Annotated in this window: 22 protein-coding genes; 15 read left to right on the top strand and 7 right to left on the bottom strand. The window is 64.4% G+C overall.

Going from position 1 to position 24351, the window contains the following annotated elements:
* Positions 1-112: 112 nt before the first annotated feature.
* From ABX74_RS27430 to ABX74_RS27400, 7 genes are all read left to right on the top strand, one after another.
* Positions 113-949, top strand: coding sequence for a GNAT family N-acetyltransferase (locus tag ABX74_RS27430; protein ID WP_047890162.1), 837 nt, complete (start codon positions 113-115; stop codon positions 947-949).
* A complete protein-coding gene (locus ABX74_RS27425) occupies positions 949-1848 on the top strand; it encodes a lysophospholipid acyltransferase family protein (RefSeq protein ID WP_047890161.1) in 900 nt (299 codons plus the stop codon). Before ABX74_RS27430 ends, ABX74_RS27425 begins: the two co-directional genes overlap by 1 nt.
* Before the next feature lie 52 nt (positions 1849-1900).
* Positions 1901-3130 (top strand): cysteine desulfurase family protein, encoded by a 1230-nt coding sequence (locus ABX74_RS27420; RefSeq protein WP_020907247.1) that lies wholly within the window; start codon positions 1901-1903, stop codon positions 3128-3130.
* Positions 3130-4242 carry a tRNA 2-thiouridine(34) synthase MnmA gene (gene mnmA, locus ABX74_RS27415; RefSeq protein ID WP_003944736.1) on the top strand — a complete coding sequence of 371 codons (1113 nt, stop codon included), beginning with the start codon at positions 3130-3132 and terminating at the stop codon, positions 4240-4242. The genes ABX74_RS27420 and mnmA overlap by 1 nt, the downstream gene beginning before the upstream one ends.
* Complete coding sequence (locus tag ABX74_RS27410; protein ID WP_047890160.1) at positions 4239-5261, top strand: methionine synthase; 1023 nt, start codon at positions 4239-4241, stop codon at positions 5259-5261. Before mnmA ends, ABX74_RS27410 begins: the two co-directional genes overlap by 4 nt.
* Before the next feature lie 82 nt (positions 5262-5343).
* Positions 5344-7425, top strand: a complete 2082-nt coding sequence (gene ligA, locus ABX74_RS27405) for an NAD-dependent DNA ligase LigA (RefSeq protein WP_411269033.1) — start codon at positions 5344-5346, stop codon at positions 7423-7425.
* A gap of 47 nt (positions 7426-7472) precedes the next feature.
* Positions 7473-7961, top strand: a complete 489-nt coding sequence (locus ABX74_RS27400; RefSeq protein WP_019747912.1) for a GNAT family N-acetyltransferase — start codon at positions 7473-7475, stop codon at positions 7959-7961.
* Between the two features lie 13 nt (positions 7962-7974).
* Here ABX74_RS27400 and ABX74_RS27395 read toward each other — a convergent pair whose 3' ends face one another.
* Positions 7975-8625 carry a hypothetical protein gene (locus tag ABX74_RS27395; protein WP_020969299.1) on the bottom strand — a complete coding sequence of 217 codons (651 nt, stop codon included), beginning with the start codon at positions 8623-8625 and terminating at the stop codon, positions 7975-7977.
* Between the two features lie 301 nt (positions 8626-8926).
* On the opposite strand from ABX74_RS27395, the gene gatC reads away from it, so the two are divergent.
* Together gatC and gatA are read left to right on the top strand one after the other, a co-directional pair.
* Positions 8927-9226, top strand: a complete 300-nt coding sequence (gene gatC / locus ABX74_RS27390; RefSeq protein ID WP_003944747.1) for an Asp-tRNA(Asn)/Glu-tRNA(Gln) amidotransferase subunit GatC — start codon at positions 8927-8929, stop codon at positions 9224-9226.
* Positions 9223-10701, top strand: coding sequence for an Asp-tRNA(Asn)/Glu-tRNA(Gln) amidotransferase subunit GatA (gene gatA / locus ABX74_RS27385; protein WP_047890158.1), 1479 nt, complete (start codon positions 9223-9225; stop codon positions 10699-10701). The genes gatC and gatA overlap by 4 nt, the downstream gene beginning before the upstream one ends.
* Positions 10702-10758: 57 nt before the next feature.
* Here gatA and ABX74_RS27380 read toward each other — a convergent pair whose 3' ends face one another.
* Entirely contained in the window at positions 10759-12159 is a 1401-nt protein-coding gene (locus ABX74_RS27380; protein WP_047890157.1) for an alpha/beta-hydrolase family protein, read from the bottom strand.
* A complete protein-coding gene (locus ABX74_RS27375) occupies positions 12156-12830 on the bottom strand; it encodes a hypothetical protein (protein WP_029255103.1) in 675 nt (224 codons plus the stop codon). The genes ABX74_RS27380 and ABX74_RS27375 overlap by 4 nt, the downstream gene beginning before the upstream one ends.
* Before the next feature lie 163 nt (positions 12831-12993).
* On the opposite strand from ABX74_RS27375, the gene ABX74_RS27370 reads away from it, so the two are divergent.
* From ABX74_RS27370 to gatB, 4 genes are all read left to right on the top strand, one after another.
* Positions 12994-14268, top strand: a complete 1275-nt coding sequence (locus ABX74_RS27370; RefSeq protein ID WP_047890156.1) for a sensor histidine kinase — start codon at positions 12994-12996, stop codon at positions 14266-14268.
* Between the two features lie 9 nt (positions 14269-14277).
* A complete protein-coding gene (locus ABX74_RS27365; protein ID WP_007729374.1) occupies positions 14278-14940 on the top strand; it encodes a response regulator in 663 nt (220 codons plus the stop codon).
* A gap of 115 nt (positions 14941-15055) precedes the next feature.
* Complete coding sequence (locus tag ABX74_RS27360; RefSeq protein WP_019747919.1) at positions 15056-16087, top strand: ATP-dependent 6-phosphofructokinase; 1032 nt, start codon at positions 15056-15058, stop codon at positions 16085-16087.
* Between the two features lie 25 nt (positions 16088-16112).
* Positions 16113-17624, top strand: a complete 1512-nt coding sequence (gatB, locus tag ABX74_RS27355; RefSeq protein WP_019747920.1) for an Asp-tRNA(Asn)/Glu-tRNA(Gln) amidotransferase subunit GatB — start codon at positions 16113-16115, stop codon at positions 17622-17624.
* A gap of 88 nt (positions 17625-17712) precedes the next feature.
* Here the strand turns inward: gatB and ABX74_RS27350 are convergent, their stop codons facing one another.
* Together ABX74_RS27350 and ABX74_RS27345 are read right to left on the bottom strand one after the other, a co-directional pair.
* On the bottom strand, positions 17713-18759 hold the full coding sequence (locus ABX74_RS27350; RefSeq protein ID WP_019747921.1) for an NAD(P)-dependent alcohol dehydrogenase: 1047 nt from the start codon (positions 18757-18759) through the stop codon (positions 17713-17715).
* A 140-nt stretch (positions 18760-18899) separates the two neighbouring features.
* Complete coding sequence (locus ABX74_RS27345) at positions 18900-20030, bottom strand: PQQ-dependent sugar dehydrogenase (RefSeq protein ID WP_047890155.1); 1131 nt, start codon at positions 20028-20030, stop codon at positions 18900-18902.
* Between the two features lie 90 nt (positions 20031-20120).
* Here ABX74_RS27345 and ABX74_RS27340 point away from each other — a divergent pair, with 90 nt between their 5' ends.
* A complete protein-coding gene (locus tag ABX74_RS27340; protein ID WP_082148572.1) occupies positions 20121-20948 on the top strand; it encodes a DoxX family protein in 828 nt (275 codons plus the stop codon).
* Positions 20949-21016: 68 nt separating this feature from the next.
* Here the strand turns inward: ABX74_RS27340 and ABX74_RS27335 are convergent, their stop codons facing one another.
* A complete protein-coding gene (locus ABX74_RS27335; RefSeq protein ID WP_019747924.1) occupies positions 21017-22552 on the bottom strand; it encodes an amino acid permease in 1536 nt (511 codons plus the stop codon).
* 495 nt (positions 22553-23047) lie between these two features.
* Here ABX74_RS27335 and ABX74_RS30510 point away from each other — a divergent pair, with 495 nt between their 5' ends.
* Positions 23048-23248, top strand: a complete 201-nt coding sequence (locus ABX74_RS30510) for a hypothetical protein (RefSeq protein WP_047890154.1) — start codon at positions 23048-23050, stop codon at positions 23246-23248.
* Positions 23249-23357: 109 nt separating this feature from the next.
* On the opposite strand, the gene ABX74_RS27325 is transcribed toward ABX74_RS30510, so the two are convergent.
* Positions 23358-24351 (bottom strand): dihydroxy-acid dehydratase (locus tag ABX74_RS27325; RefSeq protein WP_047890153.1); only part of this gene is annotated, 994 nt, incomplete at its 5' end.

Raw genomic sequence — 24351 nt, 5'->3', positions numbered from 1 at the left:
TTATCAACCCCCCGCGGTTGATAAAGGCGCACAGTGCTTTATTCACCCGGCCTGCATCGGCATGTCACTTCGCCGATACCGAGACGCCGTTCGCGCTCGATAAACCTTGCGCATGACAATTACGTCAGTCCTTCGCTCCGCGAGTGACAATCTCGGCCGTGAGGTCGCCCAGCCGAGATATTCCCTGATCGTCTCCTCCGACCGCGAGCATCGTGTCGCAGCGCAGCGCCTTCGATACCGAGTGTTCGCCTCCGAGCCAGGCTTCTCCCTCCCGGCCTCGGCCGGGGTCTTCGAACTCGACGCCGACGGCTTCGACGAATTCTGTGATCATCTACTCGTTCGTGACAACATCACCGAGGAGTACGTCGGCTGCTACCGAATGCTGCCGCCGGATTCCGCTGCGGCGGCGGGTGGGTATTACACCGCAACCGAATTCGACATCTCCGCGCTCGATCCGGTGGCGAACAGGATCGTCGAAATGGGTCGCGCTTGCGTCGATCCCGCGCACCGCACCGGATCCGTCCTGAGCCTGATGTGGTCGGGCATTCTGCACTACCTCGAACTGACCGGATACGAATGGGTGATGGGCTGCGTCTCCGTGCCCATCCTCCCGAACCCCGATTCAATTGCCGGCGCCGATGTCCGCGGCGTCCGTGACTTCGTGATGAACAAACACGCCAGTCCGGGGTCGCGGCGGGTGATCCCACGAAACCCGGTGGTCCTCGGCGGTCTGACGCTCGACGAGATTGCCGCACCGGAACGCGTGACGATGCCGCCGTTGCTACGTGGCTACTTGCGGATGGGCGCGATGATCTGCGGGGAACCTGCTCACGATCCCGAGTTCGGTGTGGCCGATTTTGTTGCGCTGCAAGGCCTTCACTCCGCCAACAAGCGCTATCTGGAACGGCTGCGATCGGCGGCCGCCGCACACGAATCGGGGATCGGCTGATGACCGCGACGGTGCCGTACTGGGTGCCGACGAGCCCCTGCGGCGACGGGTGCCTACCTACGGACGCACCCGGTGTGTCGAGTATCACCGTGATGGCCCGCGGGATCATGGTCGGCGCCGCACTGGTGACTGCGCCGGTGCTCTCGGCCGGCTGGCTGCTCCCGCGCACCTGGCGTACGGAGATGCAACGCGGCTACTCGCGCGCGTTGCTGCGTTGTCTGGGAATGAAGCTCACGGTCGACGATCAGCGGTTGGGGCGCGCCGAACCGGCGGGCGTGATGGTTGTCGCCGGTCACGTGTCGTGGACCGACGTCCTCGTCGCGAGTGCCGTTGCCCCGGCCAACTTCGTCGCCCGTGCCGACCTGCTCGACTGGGCAGTGCTCGGTGGTCTCGCGCGCCGGATGCGCGTAGTGCCCATCGATCGCGCCCGACTGCGTGAACTTCCCGGAACCGTCGACGTCGTTCGCGAACGACTTCAGCGTGGTGTCCGCGTAATGGTGTTTCCCGAGGGAACGACCTGGTGCGGGCGGGCGTACGGAGGTTTTCGCCCGGCAATGTTCCAAGCTGCCGTCGACGCCGAATGCCCGGTTCAGCCGATGGCGATCCGCTACGAGAACGCCGACGGTTCCCTGTGCACCGGACCGTGCTTTGTCGGCACCGAAACTATCGGTCAGTCCATCCGTCGGATCCTGCGTCAGAAGAACGTCGAGGTGAAGGTCAGGCTGGCTCCGCTCGAGGAGGCAGGGGAGTGTCGAGTCGACCTCGCGCAGCGATGCGAGAGAGCCGTACGTGGCGTCGAAACCATCGATTTGGCAGCTCACGACATCTTCGACCCCGCACCGGAACTCGTGACACAAGCCGTGGGACAGATCGATACCTCCCCGGCAATGACCGCTTAGCCTGCTGAGCGAGGCTGGGCGAACTCTCGTGCTGGGCTATCCTTGTCAAGCCATGACTCTGCCTGCACCCAGTGCCCACGCCGGATTTCCGGTGTACCTCGATCATGCCGCCACGACTCCGATGTCGGCAGCCGCTATCGAGGCGATGACCGATACCTTCAAAACCGTGGGCAACGCGTCCTCGCTTCACGGTTCCGGCCGTGCGGCCCGGCGCCGCGTCGAGGAGTCGCGGGAATCGATCGCTGCCAGCCTGGGTGCGCGGCCTTCGGAGGTCATCTTCACCTCCGGCGGAACCGAGAGCGACAATCTCGCGGTCAAGGGCATCTACTGGGCTCGCCGTGACGCCGATCCGCGACGCACTCGCATCCTGGCCAGCTCCGTCGAGCATCATGCGGTGCTCGACGCCGTTGAGTGGCTCGAGCAGCACGAGGGCGCGCGCGTGACGTGGTTGCCGGTCGACGAGAACGGTGTCGTCGACCCGCAGACCTTGCGCGACGAGCTTTCCGTCCACGCCGACGAGGTAGCACTCGTGACGGTGATGTGGGCCAACAACGAGGTCGGCTCCATCATGCCGATCGTGGAGTTGGCGGAGATTTCGGCTGAGTTCGAGATTCCGATGCACAGCGACGCGGTTCAGGCCGTTGCGCAATTGCCGGTCGATTTCGCGGCGAGCAAGTTGTCCGCGCTGAGCATCGCGGCGCACAAGTTCGGTGGTCCGCACGGCGTCGGCGCACTGCTGCTCGGACGCCAGGTTCCGTGTGTGCCGCTCCTTCACGGCGGCGGACACGAACGTGATCTGCGTTCGGGCACTCCGGATACTGCGGGCGTTGTCGGAATGGCTGCGGCGCTGCGCGCAAACGTCGAGAACTTCGATTCCAGCACAAGGGAATTGGCGCAGTTGCGTGACCGTTTGATCGACGGAGTCCTGGAGATTCTTCCCGAGTCGGTGCTCAACGGCCCGACCGGATCCGATCGGCTTCCCGGTAACGCGCACTTCACCTTCCCCGGCTGCGAGGGCGATTCGTTGCTGATGCTGCTCGACGCCGCCGGTATCGAATGTTCCACCGGTTCGGCCTGCACCGCCGGTGTGGCCAGAGCCAGCCATGTCTTGATCGCGATGGGCGTCGAATCGCCCGTCGCGCGTGGCTCACTGAGATTTTCGCTCGGACATACGTCGAGTGTCACCGATGTGGACGCGCTGATCGCTGCGCTTCCACAAGTAGTAGAGCGCGCTCGGGCCGCCGGTCTTGCCGGTGCCGGTTCGCGTGGAGGGGATCGCTGATGCGAGTACTCGCAGCCATGAGCGGAGGTGTCGACTCCGCTGTCGCCGCCGCCCGCGCAGTTGCCGCCGGACATGACGTCGTCGGCGTTCATCTTGCGCTGTCCACGGCGCCGGGTGCATTGCGGACGGGTTCGCGTGGATGCTGCTCGAAGGAAGATGCCGGCGACGCCAGGCGCGCTGCCGACGTCCTCGGAATACCCTTCTACGTCTGGGATTTCGCCGATCGCTTCAAGGAAGACGTGATCGACGACTTCGTGGCGTCGTACGCAGCGGGTGAGACCCCCAATCCGTGTCTGCGGTGCAACGAGAAGATCAAGTTCACCGCACTGGCCGACCGTGCGGTCGCTCTCGGCTTCGATGCCGTGGCGACCGGTCATTACGCGCGCCTCGAAGACGGCGTCCTACGCCGGGCGGTCGACGCGGACAAGGACCAGTCGTATGTCCTCGGTGTGCTGACGGCTGATCAGCTTTCGCGAGCGATGTTCCCGATCGGTGACACACCGAAAGAACAGATCCGTGAGGAAGCCGCCGAGCGCGGTCTGGCTGTGGCGAACAAGCCTGACAGCCATGACATCTGCTTCATCCCGACCGGCGATACCCGAGCATTCCTGGGTGCGCGCATCGGCGTTCGTCCGGGAAGCGTCGTCGATGCCGATTCGGGTGAGGTCCTCGCTGCACACGACGGCGTACACGGCTTCACGATCGGACAGCGCAAGGGCCTCGGCGTCGAAGGTCCCGCAGGTGACGGCCGTCCGCGGTACGTGACCGCGATCGAGCCCGAAACCGGAACGGTGCGAGTCGGTTCGGCCAAGAATCTCGACGTCTGGGCCATCTCGGCCCAGCGCGCGATCTGGACCTCGGGCCAGGCGCCGGAAGGCCCCGTCGAGTGCATGGTGCAGGTTCGTGCGCACGGCGGACTGGCGCAGGCCGTCGCCGAGGCCGTCGACGACGGTACTTCGGGCGGCGGCATCTCCATTTCGTTGCGCGAACCACTGACCGGCGTCGCGAAGGGCCAGGCCGTCGTGCTGTATCGCCCCGACAGCGAACTGGGCGACCAGGTTCTCGGCAGTGGCACCATCTCCGGCACCGAATCCGAGCCGAACACACTGTGACACAGCAGGTTTCCATCGGTGGCCTCGTCACCGGAATCGGATCCTGGCCGGGCACGGACGCCCGCGAAAGCGCCGCAACCATCCTTGGCGAACTGGGCGGTTTCCCACACCTGGTGGAGTTGCCGAGCCGCGGTCTCGGCGCTGACATGGTCGGCCGAGCAGGCGCCATTCTGGTCGACATCAACCTCGATGCCTCGACCCGCGCCTATCGCGTCGTGCCTCGGCGGGGAAACGTCGCGAAGCGAGCCGAGGACTTCCTGAATCAGGATCTCGACGCACTCGAGGAAGCCTGGGAATCGGCCCGTCTGGTCGGCGGAGACCACGTCGTCAAGCTCCAAGCTGCCGGCCCGCTGACACTCGGCGCCGAGATCGAGGTTGCAAACGGTTCGCGAGTTCTCGTCGACCGTGGGGCACTCCGGGACATCGCCGAATCACTTGGTGAGGGGCTCGCGCGCCACGCCGCCGAGGTCACTCGTCGTACCGGTGCCCGAGTGGTGATCCAATTGGACGAGCCGCAGATCGCGGCATTGCTGGCCGGTTCACTACCCGGGCGCACCAAGATGGAGAGCGTTCCGGCTCTGCCGGAACCCGAGGCGCTCGCCGTTCTCGACTCGACGATCAGCGGTTGCGGACTGCCCACAATCGTCCACAGTTGCGGCGCCGACATGCCGTGGGATCTGCTGAGGCGAAGCCAGGCGTTCGGCGTGAGCTTCGACATGTCGCTCATCGGCTCACGTGATCTGGACGGCATCGGCCAGTTGTGCGACGCCGGCAAGGAATTGGCGCTCGGTCTGGTTCCTTCCGACCCGCCGGAAAAGCCGGTGACGTGGAAAGAGTGCGCGATGCCCGCCGTCACCCTGATCGATCGTCTCGGCTTCTCGCGTGAACTCCTGCAGAACCAGGTCGCGGTAACCCCAAGCTGTGGTCTTGCGGGTGCGAGCCTCGAGTGGAGTCGAGCCGCCCTTCGGCTGTGCACAGACGTCGGCAAGGCATTGGTGGACGATCCGTCGGCGTTCTGATGTGTTGCGTTCTGACGTGGAGTCGTGTGGTGTGTCGGTGTGAACCGATAATCTTCTAGCTGTGACTGAAACCGCGGATGCAATGCAGCCAGCGCCCAACGAGGCGCGCGAGCAGTGGACGGAGCTGGCCGAAGAGGTACGCCAGCATCAGTTCCGCTACTACGTTCGTGACGCGCCCGTCATTTCGGACGGTGCATTCGACACATTGCTCGGGCAGCTCAATGCTCTCGAAGAGCGGTACCCGGATCTGCGAACTCCCGACTCTCCGACGCAACTCGTCGGCGGCGGATTCGCGACGGACTTCACGTCCGTCGATCACCTCGAGCGGATGCTCAGCCTCGACAATGTCTTCGACGAGTCCGAACTCCGCGGATGGATCGCCAAGGTAGAGCAGGAAACCGGGCCGGAACTGCACTATCTCTGCGAAGTGAAAATCGACGGTGTCGCGCTCAATCTCGTCTACGAGAACGGCAAACTCGTGCGTGCCGCAACCCGCGGCGACGGTCGTACGGGCGAGCTGGTCACTCTCAATGCCCTGACGATCAACGACATCCCGGAGCGGCTCACCGCTACGGACGAATTCCCGATTCCAACCTTGCTCGAGGTGCGAGGAGAGGTGTTCTTCCGCCTCGAGGACTTCGCGGCACTCAATGCCTCCCTCGTGGAGGAGGGTAAGGCGCCGTTCGCCAATCCGCGCAACTCTGCGGCGGGCTCCCTGCGTCAGAAGAATCCGGCCGTCACCGCGCGTCGCCGCCTCGGCATGATCTGCCACGGGTTCGGGCGCATGGAAGGTTTCGAGCCGGCTTCGCAGTACGACGCCTACGTGGCCCTCGCCGCCTGGGGGCTGCCGGTGTCCACGCACACCTCGCGGGTGGTCGGCGCCGACGCCGTGGTCGAAAAGATGAAGTACTGGGGAGAACATCGCCACGACGTCGAGCACGAGATCGACGGGTTGGTGGTCAAGGTCGACGAGATGTCGTTGCATCGACGTCTGGGCACCACGTCTCGCGCACCGCGGTGGGCGATCGCGTACAAGTACCCGCCGGAAGAGGTCACGACCAAGCTCCTCGACATCCGGGTCAGTGTCGGCCGCACGGGTCGCGTGACGCCGTTCGCGTACATGGAACCCGTCACGGTGGCGGGTTCCACTGTGTCCTTGGCCACCCTCCACAACGGCTCGGAGGTCAAGCGCAAGGGTGTGCTGATCGGCGACACCGTGGTGTTGCGCAAGGCTGGAGATGTCATCCCCGAGGTTCTCGGTCCCGTGGCAGACGTTCGTGACGGTACCGAGCGCGAGTTCGTCATGCCGACGCATTGCCCCGAGTGCGGCACGTTGTTGGCACCCGCGAAAGAGGGCGACGTCGACGTGCGATGCCCTAATCAGCAGTACTGCCCGGCGCAGTTGCGCGAGCGCGTGTTCCACGTCTCGGGGCGCGGAGCATTCGACATCGAGGTGCTCGGTTACGAGGCCGCGACCGGACTGCTGGAGGCGAAGGTCATCGGTGACGAGGGCGATCTCTTCTCACTCGACGCCGAGAAACTGATCGAGGTTCCGATCTTCCGCACCAATGCGGGAGCGCTGTCTGCCAACGGAAAACGCTTGCTGGCCAACCTGGATTCGGCCAAGGACAAGCCGCTGTGGAGAGTGCTTGTGGCACTGTCGATTCGGCACGTCGGCCCCACTGCCGCGAGGGCGTTGGCCGGCGAATTCGGTTCGCTGCAACGTATTCGGGAAGCGTCGGTCGACGAGTTGGCTGCAGTCGACGGTGTCGGATCCACAATCGCCGCCGCTGTCGTGGAGTGGTTCTCCGTCGACTGGCATCAGCAGATCGTCGACAAGTGGGCTTCGGCCGGGGTGCGCATGGAGGACGAGCGGGACGACTCGATTCCGCGCAATCTCGAGGGTCTCTCGATCGTCGTCACCGGTTCGCTCGAGACGTACTCGCGAGATCAGGCGAAGGAAGCGATTCTGGTGCGCGGCGGTAAGGCGGCTGGGTCGGTCTCGAAGAAGACTGCGTTTGTCGTCGTCGGTGAAGCTCCCGGTTCCAAGCATGACAAGGCAGTCGAATTGGGTGTGCCGGTGCTCGACGAAGACGGCTTCCAGCGGTTGCTCGAAGATGGCCCGGATGCGGTTGCTCCCACCGATTTGGACGAATCAGAGTGACTTTGTCCGATTTCTGAGATTGGTGTGCTGGGTGCGATAGTGACGCCATGATCGAGATTCGTGAAGTTCTACCGGCTGAGTTCGAGACCGTCGGGGAACTGACTGTGCAGTCGTACGTGGGTGGTGGATTTGTCGCCGGCGGATCGCCGTACGCGGAGCGCCTGCGAGACACCGCAACTCGGGTGGAGCAGGGGCGGGTGCTGGTTGCCGTTCTCGGCGAAGAGGTCGTCGGTTCTTTGACGATCGCCGAACCCGGCACGCCCTTCGCGGATGTTGCGCAGAAGGGCGAACTCGAGTTCCGCATGCTCGCGGTCTCGCCGCAGGCTCGGGGATCGGGCGCCGGAACCGCATTGGTTCGCGCAGTGATCGCCGAAGCCTACGACCGAGGCGATCACTCGGTGGTCATCTCGACGCAGCCCGAGATGGTCGATGCTCGTCGTATCTACGACCGCAACGGGTTCGTCCCCGATCCCGAGCGCGCGTGGGAGCCGATTCGCGGTATGGAGCTGACGGTCATGGTTCGCGGTCTGGCCTGATTACCCGGCCTGGTCAACCCAGCACTGTCGCGACGATTCCGGCGAGATAGCCGAGGCGGGCTATCTCCGAAGGGCGGAATTCGGGTCCACCGGGACGACCGAGCATCAGGACTCGATTGCCGGACCCGAGCGGTGCGGCAGCAAGGCTGGTGTTCATCTCTCGCCAGACGTCCGGAACCCAGTCGGCCTCGCCGTCGAGGGCGGTGGGCTTGTCCAGTGGCATCCACGGAATGTCGGTGGCATGGGTTTCCGGCGCGCCGGCGCTACCGACGACGCGGTACGCACCGTGCTTGCCGATGTCCGCGACGACGCACCAGCCGACTCGCAGTACGCGCGGCGCGCCGTCGACGAGGACCTGTAGTCGATCGTTTCGGGCTGTCGCAACGGAATCGATGAGTTCGAGCTCACGATGGGTGTCGAGAATCCCGGCGTAGGGGCGGATCGAATCGACCAGCACGTCGGGCAGATGCTCGGCAGCGGTGATCAAGGTGTCGGGCAGCGCTCCGGGTTCGACGTCGACCACGAGGTCGTCGATGGCAAAACCGTCGCCTCGCTCCACGACGTCGAGGGAGAGGATGTCTGCGCCCACGGATCCGAGAGCTACGGCGAGCGCGCCGAGGCTGCCGGGTCGGTCGGGCAGTTGGACGCGAAGCAGGTACGACACGCGCGTGCCTTTCGCTGATCGGTTCTCGCCCGGATCACGTCGACCCGGGCCACACCCATCTTTGCACTTGCTCAGCACGCGTTGGTGGGCGCCGCGGCGGGGTCACACCGGGTGCACATGCTTGTCACACGAGCGAAACACGAGGTGGATTCGACGTGGCGGTGGACACAGTAGGCGTGCGTACCGGTCGACACAGCAGGCGTGATTACAGGGACACAGCAGGCGTGCTTACAGGTCTGTCGCGGCGAGCAACTAGGCTGGACCGGCAATGTTCACGTCCTCTTCCGAAAGGGGCCCCGCGGTGCCTGCCATCTCCCGTGACGAGGTCGCGCACCTCGCGCGGCTGTCCAGACTCGCCCTGTCCGATGCCGAACTCGACGAGTTCGCCGGTCAGTTGGATTCGATTCTCAACCACGTCAAGGTGGTCACCGAGGTTGCGGCCGACGACGTCCCGCCCATGGCGAACCCCAATGCCGTCACCAACGTGACGCGCCCCGACGTGATCGTGCCCGGGTTGACCCCCGAGCAGGCATTGTCCGGAGCACCCGCAGTCGAACAGGATCGCTTTGCGGTTCCGCAGATCCTTGGAGAGGGCGAATGACCGATCTGACCACGCTGGACGCCTCTGAGCTGGCCGGCAAGATCCACTCGCGTGAGGTGTCCTCGGTAGAGGTCACGCAGGCGCATCTCGACCGCATCGCTGCCGTCGACACCGAGTACCACGCCTTCCTGCACGTTGCCGGTGAACAGGCTCTCGAAGCCGCCGCAGCAGTGGACAACTCGCTCGCAGGCGGAAACGAACCCGCTTCGGCACTCGCCGGAGTTCCGATTGCGTTGAAGGACATCTTCACCACGACGGACATGCCGACCACCTGTGCGTCGAAGATTCTCGAAGGCTGGGTTGCGCCGTACGACGCGACCCTGACGAGCAAGCTTCGCGCTGCGGGCATCCCGATCCTCGGCAAGACGAACCTCGACGAATTTGCGATGGGCTCCTCCACGGAGAACTCCGCATTCGGTCCGACGCGTAACCCGTGGGATGTCACCCGCATCCCCGGCGGATCCGGTGGTGGTAGCGCTGCAGCGCTCGCGTCCCGTCAGGCCCCGTTGGCCATCGGCACCGACACCGGCGGGTCGATCCGTCAGCCCGCTGCGGTCACCGCGACGGTCGGAACCAAGCCGACGTACGGAACTGTCTCGCGCTTCGGGCTCGTCGCGTGCGCCTCCTCGCTCGATCAGGGTGGCCCCTGTGGTCGCACCGTGCTCGACACCGCTCTGCTGCACGAGGTCATCGCCGGGCACGATCCGCGTGACTCCACGTCCATCGACGCCCCCGTGCGTCCGGTGGTCGCTGCGGCACGTGAAGGTGCAGTCGGCGACCTGCGCGGCGTCAAAGTCGGTGTGGTCAAGGAACTTCACTCCGACAGCTACCAGCCCGGCGTCATCGCTTCCTTCGACGCTGCTGTCGAGCAACTCAAGGCTTTGGGCGCCGAAGTTGTCGAGGTTTCGTGCCCGAGCTTCGAGCATGCGCTCGCGTCGTACTACCTGGTGCTGCCCAGTGAGGTCTCGTCCAACCTGGCCCGCTTCGACGCCATGCGCTACGGACTGCGGGTCGACGAAGGCAACATGAGTGCCGACCAGGTCATGGCGGCAACCCGCGCCGCCGGTTTCGGCCCGGAGGTCAAGCGCCGCATCATGATCGGTACTTACGCACTGTCCTCGGGCTACTACGACGCCTACTACGGTTCGGCGCTCAAGGTTCGTACCCTCATCGCACGCGATTTCGACAAGGCCTACGAGAAGGTAGACGTACTGGTCTCGCCGACCAGCCCGTTCACGCCGTGGAAGTTGGGGGAGAAGGTCGGCGATCCGTTGGCCATGTACCTCTCCGACCTGTGCACGCTGCCGACCAACCTGGCCGGACACTGCGCGATGTCGGTGCCATCGGGTCTGTCCGCGGACGACAACCTGCCGGTGGGCCTGCAGATCATGGCGCCCGCCATGGCTGACGAGCGCCTCTACCGTGTCGGTGCCGCCTACGAAGCTGCTCGCGGCCCGATTGCAACTGCAGTCTGACCTGTTTGCTGTGCGCCTTTATTAACCCCACGCGGTTAATAAAGGCGCACAGCAGTTTCAGGAGCAAGTCCCCAAAGCTGTTCCCTGATCGGTTCCGTAGCGGTGGCCGTGACCGGCGGGTACACCGAGCGAACCGAGCATGTCGACGGTGGTCTGCAAGAACGTGACGCCCGGGATCCACTGCGGGATCGGGCCGTCCTGCACGGCACGGCTCAGATCCGGCTTCTGCGTCGCGAGGGCGGGGGACCACCACACCACCGGGTCGGACGTATTCGCGAGGACGGTTGCGCCGTCCGTTCGTGTCGCGCCGGCCGGGGGACCGGCCCACAACACGTCGCACGGGACGATGGGACTGCCCTCGGACAGAGCGTCGGTCAGTGCGGCGCTGCCGCCGACGGCGCCGAGGCTCTGTCCGTAGAGGAACAGGTCCGGTCGCTCTTCGGCCGGCATCGCGGCAATGTGGCTACCGACAGCCTTGAACAGGGCGGTGGCTGATTCTTCGGCGTCGTCGCGGCTGAACAGGAATGTCGCCCAACTGGGTGCGTCGGAGTATTGCTGCCCGACTATCGCGACGTCTCCGCCGAACCGTTGCTCGATACCGTCGACTGCGTGGGTGTCGATCCAGCCCGAGCCGGTCGGAACGGCCACCACGACGCTGTTGCGGGCGAAGCCACCGACGCGATCGAGTTCGTTCACGGCGAGAGCGGCACGCGATGCGGCATCGGGTGCGGAATCCACACCGGCGTAGACGCGCACCGAGTCTTTGCCTGCAGCAACGAACTTGCGTCCCTCCGCGCCCATCGAGGTCCACGAGATGAGCGATTCGGAGCTGCCTGTCGCAGAGGCCGAAAGTGGCTGTGTCAGAGCGGTGTCGATGTACGCGTTGGACTTGTCGAACGAATCGGCGAGACCGTTCCAGACGGCGGGACCGACGACCAACTGCACGCCGAGGACTCCCATGACCAGTGCGCCCACGCTCCGCGCGAAACCCATCCACCGCAGCGCCTTCGAAAGTCCGACCCCGAGGCCCCAGAGTGCAAGGGCGGTCAGCGAGGCAATGCACCCCGCCTCCGCCCAGTGGATCAGCCCGGCAGGCGGTGCGCCCATCGCTGCTCGCAGCGAGTTCTGCCAACCGGCGGCGGCGAACATCGCAACTGCGGTGCCGGCAGTCGACAACCCGAACGCGGTGATGCGCCAATGACGTTCGTCGAATCGGGCCTTGACCCGGTCGGGGACGAGCCGACGGGCTACCGCGGAGAACGCCCACATCGCCAGTAGCCCGACCGCGACGAGCAGACCGCTGAATACCCCTTGGAGTACGGCTGATCTCGGCAGGAGTCCGGGAGCTAGCGAGATGGCGGACATCGCTGCCACGGCGACGCTCGTGGACACCCGGGGGAGTGCGAGCGCCCCGACTCGGGCGAGAACGGGGGTCCGTGACGCATTCAGAACGCTCATGCTGCAATCGCTTTCGGGGAGAAGGAGAACTCGTTCGACGGATCGAGGCGCCGCGATCGCATCAGGGTGAAGCCGAGGGCGGAAACTGCCAGAACTCCGGCCGTGCCGTAACCGAACCCCGATTCCGCGACCGGAGTCAGATAGCTTTGGCGCCAAGAGTTTCCGTTCACCGCTGTGACGGCGACATCGGCCATCGCGAAGCAATACCCACGTGAGAGAAAGGACGTGCGGTCTTCACAGGCCGCATGCATTCGCTCGTCGAGCTGACCGTCGAGGACCTGGCGGGCCCACGGCCCCAGTTCCGTTCCGTGCGAATGCGCGTAGCGGAGTAGGTCGTACCCGAGATCGTGTGCTTTGCAGGCCGAGTCGAATTCGTCGGGAAGCGGAATCGGTGACGAGCAGTCGCCGTGGGGGTTGGCGAGGTATCCGTCGACGACGGTAGGCGTGTAGCCGGCAAATGCGGCGAAATCCGACGGGATGGTGGTCGCAGCATCAGAGGCATCCGCGGTAGTCACAGTGGCGATCGCCCTGGATGCGTTCGAATTCTCGGTGCGCGGCGGCTCGGCTCCGCTCGCTCCGGCAGTGACGGTGATCGCTGCCGTTGCCGCCAGCGCCAGGGCAGCCCAGGTGCCGGCGCTTCGAGAGAGGTCTTTCACTCGTGTGATCCGCATGCCGTTCACGCTATGAACGGACAATCCTGGCGGTCATCGCTCTGGAGAGGGGTTCTCCGACGTGCGATCGGGTGAGAATTCCCCCCCTGTGATACCTCGGAGGTAGGGGGATCTCACTCTGCAGTATGAGGACTTTCGGGGTTCGCCTTCATAGGCTTGACGGGTGATCAAGGTCCGAAGGAAGAACAGAGGCGCACCGGGTGTGCCCGCGCCGACATACACCACTGCCGGGTCGGTGCTGTCCGGCCTCGACGGGGCGGTCGTACATTCGGAGAAGGTGCGCCGGGCAACCAGTTTCGTGGCCCGCGGTCAGTTCTGGAACATCGTCATCGTAGTGATCACTCTGATCCTCTATTCGATTGCCTGGCCGACACTGCAACTGACGCATCATGTTTCGCCGCCGATCATGCCCTTCGTCGCCGCGTTGGCCGCCTTTCCGTTTGTCCTGATCCGGATCAACGCTCCGTTGGGATGGGCGGTGTCGGCGGTGTCGGCACTGATCATCCCGTTGGTGTTCGACAACACGACTGGTTACGACTACCCGTGGCAGGTCGTCCACATCATCGTGCTGATGTCGTTGCTGGCCGCGGTGAGTCTGCGAGCACCCATTCAGGTTGTCGGTGTCGCCTGGATCGCCACGGTGCTGCTTTTCCTCGGCAACGCTCCGGGAAGCGACGGAGCCGGTTGGGCCGTCGGGCTGAGCGCCCTGGTGGTCTTCTGCCTGCTGATCCGCTGGTTGGTTCTCTCGCGCCGTCAGTTGGCCAAGCAGGAGGAAGTCAGCGAACTCGAACGCACACGGCGCACGATCCTCGAGGAGAAGGCGCGTATCGCCCGCGACTTGCACGACATCGTGGCCCACCACATGTCGATGGTGGTCGTGCAAGCGCAGAGTGCGCCGTACCGACTCGATGCGGTCACTCCCGAGATCCGGACCGAATTCGAATCGATAAGTGAGACAGGGCGAGCAGCGCTCAACGAGATTCGTGGTCTCCTCGGAGTGCTGCGCAGCGACGGTGACTCCGTGGTGACGGCCCCGCAACCGGGCGTCGACCAGTTGGACGAACTGCTGCTCGGCAGTACCCGTGCGGGACTTCCGGTGTCGTGGCGAGTCGACGGAGATCGAGCGTCGGTCTCGGAATCCACGGGCCTTGCGCTCTACCGGATCATTCAGGAGTCGATTACCAATGCGGCCAGGCATTCACCAGGCGGACCCATCGAGGTCGCCGTGGCGTTCGGCCCGCAATCGGTGAGCGCGCTCGTGAACAACGGGCCTTCGCCATTGGGTGGCAATCAGCACTCGGCGTCGGAAACCACTGGTGGCAACGGAATACGCGGAATGCGTGAGCGGGCTTCGGCCGTGGGCGGCATGCTGTTGGCAAACCGGCGCGAGGACGGAGGGTTCGAGGTCCGGGCCGAGTTGCCGTCGATGCCCGCCTAGGCTGTCCGAGTGCCCATCACAGTATTCATCGCAGACGACCAGGCGATGGTTCGACAAGGGTTCGGAGCCCTACTCTCCGCTCAGCCAGACATCAGCGTGATCGGCGATGCGCCGGACGGCAAGATCGCCGTCGCCGAGGTCGCGCGATTGCGTCCGGATGTGGTGTTGATGGATGTTCGTATGCCCGAGATGAACGGACTCGACGCTGCCCGCCAGATTCTGTCCGCCGGATGGGAACCGCCGGTGCGAGTCCTCATGCTCACCACTTTCGACATCGACGACTACGTCTACGAGGCCCTGAGCGTCGGAGCGAGCGGGTTCATGCTCAAGGACGCACCGGCTGAGGAACTGATTCGGGCGGTGCGTGTCGTCGCCGAAGGGCAGGCCTTGCTGGCGCCGACGGTGACGCGTCGCCTGATTGCCGATGTGACCAGCCGGCGGGCCGCACCGCGCGCACGGCCCGCAGCGCTCGATGCGCTGACCCCGCGTGAGCGCGAGGTCCTCGAACTGATCGCCCGCGGATTGTCCAACGTCGAGATTGCCGAGCGGCTGTTCGTCGCCGAGCAGACCGTCAAGACCCATGTCGGGAAGGTGCTGTCCAAGCTCGATCTGCGCGATCGCGCCCAGGCAGTCGTGTTGGCGTACGAAAGCGGGCTCGTCACGCCGGGTTAGTGGCCCAGTGCGGCGCGGCGTTGCGGCTCGGCAACGCCGCTATCCTGCGGCAATACGGTGACTGGGGGAAGATGGACACCAAGATCCACAATCCGGTCACGAGAGGTGCTGCACTATGCGAATCGGAATCCTCACGGGCGGCGGCGACTGCCCGGGCTTGAACGCGGTCATCCGCGCCGTCGTACGTACGTCGGCCGGTCGTTACGGCAGTACCGTGGTCGGATTCCGGGACGGCTGGCGAGGATTGCTCGAGGACCGCAAGGTCCCGCTCGACTCCGATGACCGCATCAACCGCATCCTCACCCGCGGCGGCACGATCCTCGGCACCGCTCGCGTGAACCCCGACAAACTCCGTGCGGGCCTCGATCAGATCAAGCAGACCCTCGACGACAACGGGATCGACGTCCTGATCCCGATCGGCGGCGAAGGCACACTCACCGCGGCCAGTTGGCTTTCCGAGAGCGGCGTACCCGTGATCGGTGTGCCCAAGACGATCGACAACGACATCGACTGCACCGACGTGACTTTCGGGTTCGACACCGCCTTGGCCGTCGCCACCGACGCCATCGACAGACTCCACACCACGGCTGAATCGCATCAGCGCGTCATGCTCGTCGAGGTGATGGGCCGGCACGCGGGCTGGATCGCGCTGCAAGCCGGACTGGCGTCGGGGGCACACCTGACTCTGGTTCCGGAACAGCCGTTCGACGTCGACGAGGTGTGCGCGATGGTCAAGAAGCGCTTCCAGCGTGGCGACTCCCACTTCATCTGCGTCGTGGCTGAAGGTGCGATGCCCGATCCCGCGTCGATGACTCTGCGCGAAGGTGGCATAGACGAGTTCGGCCACAAGATCTTCACCGGTGTCGCGCAGCAGCTCGGAAACGAGATCGAGCGCCGGATCGGCAAGGAAGTTCGCACCACCGTCCTCGGACACATCCAGCGCGGTGGCACCCCGACGCCGCACGACCGCATCCTCGCCACTCGCTTCGGCGTTCATGCCACCGACGCAGCTCACCGCGGAGATTTCGGTCAGATGGTCGCGTTGCACGGAACGTCCATCGACCTCGTTCCGCTCGCCGAGGCGACCCGCAAACTCAAGACGGTGCCCAAGGAGCGCTACGAGGAGGCAGCCGCATTCTTCGGCTGAGCCGCAGACGCATAAACTGATCACCATGACTGCTGTCGATGCGCCCGACATCCTCGATTACGACGAAGTACTGACCAAGTACGAGCCTGTGATGGGTATGGAGGTGCACGTAGAACTCGGCACCGCGACCAAGATGTTCTGCCCGTGCCCCACCGAGTTCGGTGCCGAACCCAATACCCAGGTGTGCCCGGTCTGTCTGGGCATGCCCGGTTCGTTGCCGGTGGTGAACGCAGCCGCTGTCGAGTCCGCGATCCGGATCGGCCTTGCTCTCAACTGCTCCATCACGCCTTGGGGCCGATTCGCACGCAAGAACTACTTCTACCCGGATCAGCCGAAGAACTACCAGATTTCCCAGTACGACGAGCCGATCGCAACCGAGGGATACCTCGACGTGATCCTCGACGACGGGACGACGTGGCGTGTCGACATCGAGCGCGCGCACATGGAGGAGGACACCGGTAAGTCCCTCCACGTCGGTGGCGCTACGGGCCGTATCCACGGTGCGAGCCACTCACTGCTCGACTACAACCGTGCGGGTGTGCCGCTGGTGGAGATCGTCACCAAGACCATCCACGGTGCCGGTGAGCGCGCTCCCGAGGTTGCCCGCGCCTACGTGACGGCGCTTCGTGATCTGCTCAAGTCTCTCGACGTCTCGGACGTGCGGATGGATCAGGGATCGATGCGCTGCGACGCCAACATCTCGCTGATGCCGATCGGCGCCAAGGAACTCGGAACGCGTACCGAGACCAAGAACGTCAACTCCCTCAAGAGCGTCGAGGTCGCAGTTCGCTACGAAATGCGCCGTCAGGCAGCAGTTCTCGACGCCGGCGGCGAGGTCATCCAGGAGACCCGCCACTTCCAGGAAGCCGACGGCACCACGGCCGCCGGACGCCGCAAGGAAACGGCCGAGGACTACCGCTACTTCCCGGAACCGGATCTCGAGCCTGTTGCTCCGAGCGCAGAGTGGGTCGAAGAACTGCGCGGCACCTTGCCGGAGCTTCCCTGGATTCGCCGCGCGCGGATCCAGAAGGACTGGGGAATCTCCGACGAGGTCATGCGTGACCTCGTCAACGCCGGCGCCATCGATCTGGTGATCGCGACCACCGAGGCCGGTGCTTCGCCCGAGGCAGCGCGCTCCTGGTGGCTGTCCTACCTGTCGCAGCAGGCCAACACCCGCGGCGTCGAACTCGGCGCTCTGCCGATCACCCCGGCGCAGGTTGCGCAGGTCGTAGCTCTCATCGACAGCGGCAAGCTCAACAACAAGGTCGCTCGCCAGGTCGTCGATCACGTCCTCGACGGCGAGGGTGACCCGGAGCAGGTTGTCGCGGCCCACCCGGAGCTGGTCGTCGAACGTGACGAAACCAAGCTCAAGGCAGCCGTCGACGAGGCACTCGCAGCCAACCCCGACATCGCGGACAAGATCCGCAGTGGCAAGGTCCAGGCCGCCGGAAAGATCGTCGGCGACGTCATGAAGGCCACCCGAGGACAGGCAGACGCGGCTCGTGTGAAGGAACTTGTCATCGAGGCGTGCAGCTAGCGCACACCGAATTTCTGACACTGATGCCCGGCCGAATCGAATTCGGCCGGGCATCAGTATTTACCGCTGTCGTTTTGCCGCTGTCGGTCTACAGACCAGGGACCACAACCGCACGGCCGCTGAGCGTTCCGGCAGCCAGTCGTCGATACGCTTCGGCACCGTTGTCGAGACTGAAGGTCTCCACCGCGATGTCGAAGATGCCGGCGTGGGCGAGGTCGATCAATTCGATCAACTCGTTGCGGGCACCCCAATACGGAACTGTCACCGAAGCCTCGTAAGGACTTTGGAAGAACCCGACTTTGGCGTGGGCCTGGCCGTCCCCGATCCCGACGATCGTGACGTCTGATCCGACGCCGGCGACAGCCATCGCGGTGTCGATGGTGGGCTGGTAGCCGACGAAGTCGAGAACCAGTGCGGCGCCTTGACTTCCAGTGATCTTGCGGACGTTCTCGGCCGCGTCCTTGTCGGACAGAACCACTTCGTGAGCGCCTACCTTGGTTGCCAGTTCGAGCTTGTCCGCGCTCACGTCCAAAGCGATGACCGTTGCCGCCGAGAGGTGACGGAGGAGCTGAATAGCGACGTGGCCGAGACCGCCGGTACCAATGACAACCGCGAACGAGCCTCCGCGAAGTTTCGGCAGAGAACGCTTGATCGCGTGATACGGCGTCAGACCGGCGTCGGTCAGCGGCACCGTCTTGACCGGGTCGAGGTCACCGATCGGGACAAGGTGGCGAGGAGAATCGACGATCATGAACTCGGCCAACGCGCCGGGTGCACCGAGACCGGGAGGATTGATTCCGAGTTCTTGGGCGCGAGAGCAATAGTTCTCGAGTCCTTGTGAGCAGTGCCAACAGTTGCCGCAACCCCAAGGCCCGTAGACGACGACATTGGTTCCGATGTCGAGACCTTCGACACCCTCGCCGACGGCGGCGACCTTGCCTGCGCCTTCGTGGCCGAGCGTGAGCGGAAGGCCGTAGGTGTACTGCTCTTCGGGCAGGCTCATGATGAAGTCGTCCGAGTGGCAGACGCCGGCAGCGGTGACTTCCAGGAGCACTTCACCTGGACCGGGCTCGGGTTTGGGAATCTCCGTGAGTTCGGGTTCCGCGCCGATTCTCGTGTACTGGATTGCCTTCATACCGACTCCTTTGTCGTGGTTGGCCAACCGCTCCTGGCAAGTGCGGGGTGTTTAGCCCCGCTAACAAAAGAGTACGCATCTGTGCATGTTCGGTCACGGGATCCGTGACCGAACAGACATGGCGCTTCGGCGATCGCGGTTCAGTCGATCCCGCCGCTGCCACTCGGCATCGGGATCTTGACCACCTTGTCGTCGTTCGGCCCCGGCTCGCCCGCGGTCTTGTTGATCGTGCTCGCCCACATCAAACCGTCGGATCCGAGCGCCAAACCGCCCAGTTGGCCGTACGTGTCTTTCGCCACTGCCGACGGCGCGGTGGTGATCGCTCCCGTTCCGGGGTCAGCGGCCAATGCGGAGATCGCTTTGCCGGCCCCCAACGCGACAGCTACCACTCCCTGCGCCGCAATGCACCCCCCGACGCCGGGCCGGTCGGGCCAGGTCCAAGCGGGCGACGTCACTGTGCCGTCGGAGCCGACGCGTTGGAGGCGATCTTCGAGAGTGGTTCGGTCGGTGACCCAGGTCGCGATGCCGGGATCGACACACACGCCGCCGCCGTTACCGATTCCGGACAGAACAAGTTCCGGGCGAGGCGGCGAAGCGTTTGGCGTCAACGATCGGACTCGCAACAGTTTCCCCGCCAACGAGCCGGGATCCTGAGCAACCGCAGGGTTGCCGGTATCGCCTGTCAGGACCATGAGCTGGTCCGGGGCCGCGAACTCGAGTGATCCGCCGTTGCCGCTTGCACCGCGCGGGATTCCGCCGAGGACCTCCTTGGCGGTGTCACCGGGAGCAATGCGGACCACCCGGTTGTCGGTTCCGGTGGTGACGTAGGCATAGATCAGGTTGTCTTCGACAAATGTGGGGGAGAGGGCGATGTCGAGCAGTCCGCCGTCGCCGCTGCCGTCGACATCGATCTTGGCAACCTCGACCGGTGTCGTGTTGGGGGCTACCTGCATGATTCGGCCGGTTCGCCGTTCGGCCACCAGCCCGGAGTTCCCGTCCGGGAGTGTGACGAGGCCGCCGGTGGTGTCGAGACAGGTTGCGATCACGGCGGTGTCGGCGTCCTGACACGGCCCGAGGGGGCCGGTCCGCGGCGCCGGCGGCGTGGTCGACGGCGGCGGATTCTCCGGCTGCACTTCGGCGCTTGCCTGGTTGGTCGGTTCGGGTGTGAACGGCGAGGCAGTCGATTCGTCGAAGTCCGCGCAACCTGCGAGCAACGATGTCCCGAGCACCAGAGCCAGTGCGCCCAGCGCTGCATGCCTACCCGTAGTCATGCCCAAGACGTTACGTAACCCACGGCAGATGCCGCCACGCCGGACCAAGGTTCCCCGTCGAGTTCGTGAATCGGCCATAGGCTCACCTACGTGACTGACGAGCGAAAAGATCCCAGCGAGTTGTCGGATGCGGACAAGCCGACGGGCAACGTGTCCAGTCCGTATGACTCGCCCACCGAACAATTTCCGACGGTGAGCGCCAAGAATCCGTTGCCGCGGACCGACGACGATCTCGATTTCGGTTCCACGAACGCCAACTCGCTGACCGAACAGATACCGACATACCGAGCGCCGGGCGCGGATCAGCCGACAGTGGCTCTCGGGCGAGAGACGGCGTACGACGCTCCGATCACCGCCGTCCCCACCGCCGAAGCCGTGGCAGGGACCACCGAGACTCCGCGGGGCCGAGGCACTCTCGACCTCGGTTTGCTTGCACTGCGTTTGGCCGTCGGCGGAACAGCACTGGTGCACGGTCTGCAGAAGTTGACCGGTATCTGGAACGGGCCGGGTCTGGGCGGTTTCGAGACGATGCTGGCGGATGCCGGGTTCCAGCAGGCGAAGTGGATGGCGATCCTCGGCGCCGTCGGTGAGGTCGCAGGTGGCGCCCTCCTGATCCTGGGGTTGCTGACTCCCGTTGCGGCAGCATCGGTTCTGGCCGTGATGATCAATGCGTGGGCGCTGCGTCAGGCGAGCGCACCTGGACTGGAGTACTTCGCCCCGGCCGGTACCGAGTACGAGATGCTGCTCGGAATCTGTGCGGGCGTCATCATTTTGACGGGTCCTGGCCGTATTTCGCTCGACGGTCGTCGTGGCTGGGCAACCCGCCCGTTCGTCGGATCGCTCGTGGTCTTGATCCTCGGCATCGCTGCCGGCGTCTGCACTTGGATCTTCCTGAACGGTGCCAATCCGCTCATCTGAAACTCGCGCCGTCGAACAAACGAACCGCCGCTCTCCGAATCGGAGAGCGGCGGTTCGTCTGTGAAGGATCAGTCCTTGACGAGTACCGGGTCGGCGTTCGCGGACGGGATGGCTGTTCCGTCCTTGAGCTTGCGACCGAGGACCGACTTGCGGTGACCGTAGGCGAAGTACACGAGCACACCGATGGCCATCCAGACGAGGAACCGGATCCAGGTCTCGACCGAGAGGTTGAGCATCAGCCAACCGCAGGCGAGCACGGCGACGATCGGCACGAAGGGCACCAGTGGGACGCGGAATCCGCGCGGCAGGTCGGGGCGGGTGCGGCGTAGGACGATGACACCGACACAAACCAGGACGAATGCGAACAGCGTTCCGATGTTGACCATCTCTTCGAGCGTGCCCATCGGGAAGAAGGCTGCCAGGACGGCGACGATGCCACCGACGATCAACGTGATGCGCATCGGGATGCCCTTGGCGTTGGTCTTGGCCAGGCTGCGCGGCATGAGGCCGTCACGGGACATTGCGAAGAGGACGCGGGTCTGGCCGAGCATCATGACCATGACAACTGTCGTGAGGCCGGCCAGGCCACCGAAGTTGATGGCGGTTTGTGCCCAACCGATTCCGTTGGCCTCGAATGCGGTTGCGAGGGTGGCGCTGGAATCGCCGACCAGAGGACTGCCGTCCTTGAGTTCGGTGTACTTGACCATGCCGGTCAGGACGAGTGTGACGGCAACGTAGAGAACGGTGACGATGGCGAGCGAGCCGAAGATTCCGCGTGGCAACGACTTCTGCGGGTTCTTGGTTTCCTCGGCCGTGGTGGCGACGACATCGAAGCCGATGAAGGCAAAGAACACGAGGCTGGCTGCGGCGAGCAATCCGTAGGCGCCGTAGCTACTTCCGCCTGCACCGGTCAGCCAGGAGAACAAGGTCTGATGGATTCCGCTTGCAGAGCTCTCGGATCCTTCGGACGGCGGGATGAAGGGAGAGTAGTTCTCCTTCTTGATGTAGAACGCGCCCACGACGATGACGAGCAGGACTACTGCGATCTTGATCGCGGTAATGATCGCGGAGACTCGCGAGGAAACCTTGGTGCCGATCGCGAGAATCAGGGTGATCGCGCCGATGATGAGCAGGGCGCCCCAGTCGAAGCTGATCGACCCGATGTGGGCGGTGGTGCTGCCGCTCGCCCCGATGACGTTGCCGAGGTACAGCGACCAACCCTTGCCGACGACGGCGGAGGCGAGAGCAAACTCGAGGATGAGGTCCCAGCCGATGATCCAGGCTGCGAACTCACCGAACGTCGCGTAGGAGAACGTGTATGCGCTGCCTGCGACTGGAACGGTGGAGGCGAACTCCGCGTAACACAGCGCGGCAAGGCCACAGGCGATCGCAGCGAGAACGAATGCCAGTGAAATCGAGGGTCCTGCGACATTGCCTGCGGTTCGAGCAGTCAGCGTGAAGATGCCTGCGCCGATGACGACGGCGACTCCGAATACCGTGAGGTCCTTCGCGGTCAGTTCCTTCTTGAGCTTTGTCTCAGGCTCGTCGGTGTCCGCGATCGATTGCTCGACGGATTTGGTGCGCCATATGCCGACTCCGGGCATGTATTGCTCCTTGGTTGTTTCCCGTCGACCTTGTGGGTGGCGGGCGGTGGCTGACTGTCGTCGTTGTGATGTGCGTCTCAGCGACCTGATGAGGGAACCACTGGTGAGCGCCGTGTGCAAGTCAGCTAGCTCGAACTGACCGAAATGATCACCTGACTGGAAGTCATCCCCCCTCATGTATCTGAATTGATCAGCTGGTGTCTGGAACCCTACGTCCAAGTGAATTCGCTCACGAGCCGGACGCGCGATTCAGTCTGAAATGTCTGATAGCTCATATCGTTCCGTTCGTGCTCCGCGTGTCGGCCGACTATTCGGTACCTGTCGGTCGGTCTTGCGGTCAATGAGTCTCACAGTTGCGGTACGTCCGTACCAGAATTACGTATATGTGTATCCGCGCAAGACGGCTGACAGGCCACTGCACGCACTACGACGCAGTGGCGTTCGGTGGTGGTACTCCGACGTCTCTCGACGCTTACGAACTCGACCGGATGTGCGATGTCGCGGAATTCCGTATGGGCGCTGACCTTTCATCCGTTCTCGTGTGAAAGAAGTCCCTGGACGCTGCGCCGGCTCAAGGTCGCCATGCGCAAGTTCCTACGTGTCGGCGTGGTTGTCGAATGTGCTGCCGACGATGCGTACCAAACCGACGCGATGATCGGATTGGGTTGTGGTGCATGCTCGTACAACACCGGATGAAGATTTTCCGGAGGAACTGGCGCGGATCTGATCCCGATTCATCTCGCACGCTGACAGAAAAGATCCCCGGCCGAAGCGGCCGGGGATCTATGTCCGTTCGTGGCAGAACTTACGGAACGTAGCGAACCGCGCCCTTGTCGGCGGACGTTGCCAGAGCGGCGTAGGCGCGCAGGGCTGTCGTCACGGTGCGCTGACGATCGACCGGCTGCCACGGGCGCTCGGAGGCCTCCATCTTCGCGCGTCGCTCGGCGAGGACGTCGTCGTCGACCAGGATCTCGAGCGTGCGCGAGGCGACGTCGATGCGGACCTGATCGCCGTTCTGGACGAGTCCGATGACTCCGCCTGCGGCAGCCTCGGGGGAGATGTGACCGATGGACAGTCCGGAGGTTCCGCCCGAGAAACGACCGTCGGTGATCAGTGCGCATTCCTTGCCGAGGCCTGCGCCCTTGAGGAAGGCAGTGGGGTGCAGCATTTCCTGCATGCCGGGGCCACCCTTGGGGCCTTCGTAACGCACGACGAGAACGTCGCCGGCCTTGATCTTCTTCTGCAAGATGACCGAGACGGCTTCTTCCTGAGATTCGACGACGAGCGCCGGGCCCTGGAAGGAGAACAGTTCCTCGTCGATGCCGGCCGTCTTGAGGATTGCGCCGTCGAGTGCGATGTTGCCGCGCAGGACAACCAAGCCGCCTTCGACGGTGTAGGCGTTCTCGACGTCGCGGATGCAGCCGCCGGCCGCATCGGTGTCGAGAGCAGACCAACGGTTGTCCGTGGAGAACGGTTCGATGGTGCGCACGCCGCCGGGAGCCGCGTGGAAAAGCTCGATTGCCTCGTCGGTTGCCTTGCCGGAGCGGATGTCCCAGTCGTCGAGCCACTGGTCGAAGCTCTTGGTGTGCACGGTGGACACGTCGGTTTCGAGGAGTCCGCCGCGGCGAAGCTCACCGAGCAGCGCGGGGATTCCGCCGGCGCGGTGGACGTCCTCCATGTGGTAGTCCGAGTTGGGGGAGACCTTGGACAGGCACGGCACCTTGCGGCTGATCGCGTCGATGGTGTCGAGGTCGAAGTCGACCTCGCCTTCCTGTGCCGCAGCCAGCGTGTGCAGGACG

Source organism: Rhodococcus sp. ARP2, from assembly GCF_001029585.1.
In the GTDB taxonomy this organism is placed as follows: domain Bacteria; phylum Actinomycetota; class Actinomycetes; order Mycobacteriales; family Mycobacteriaceae; genus Rhodococcus_F; species Rhodococcus_F erythropolis.
This window is presented reverse-complemented; position numbering and strand designations above follow the sequence as displayed.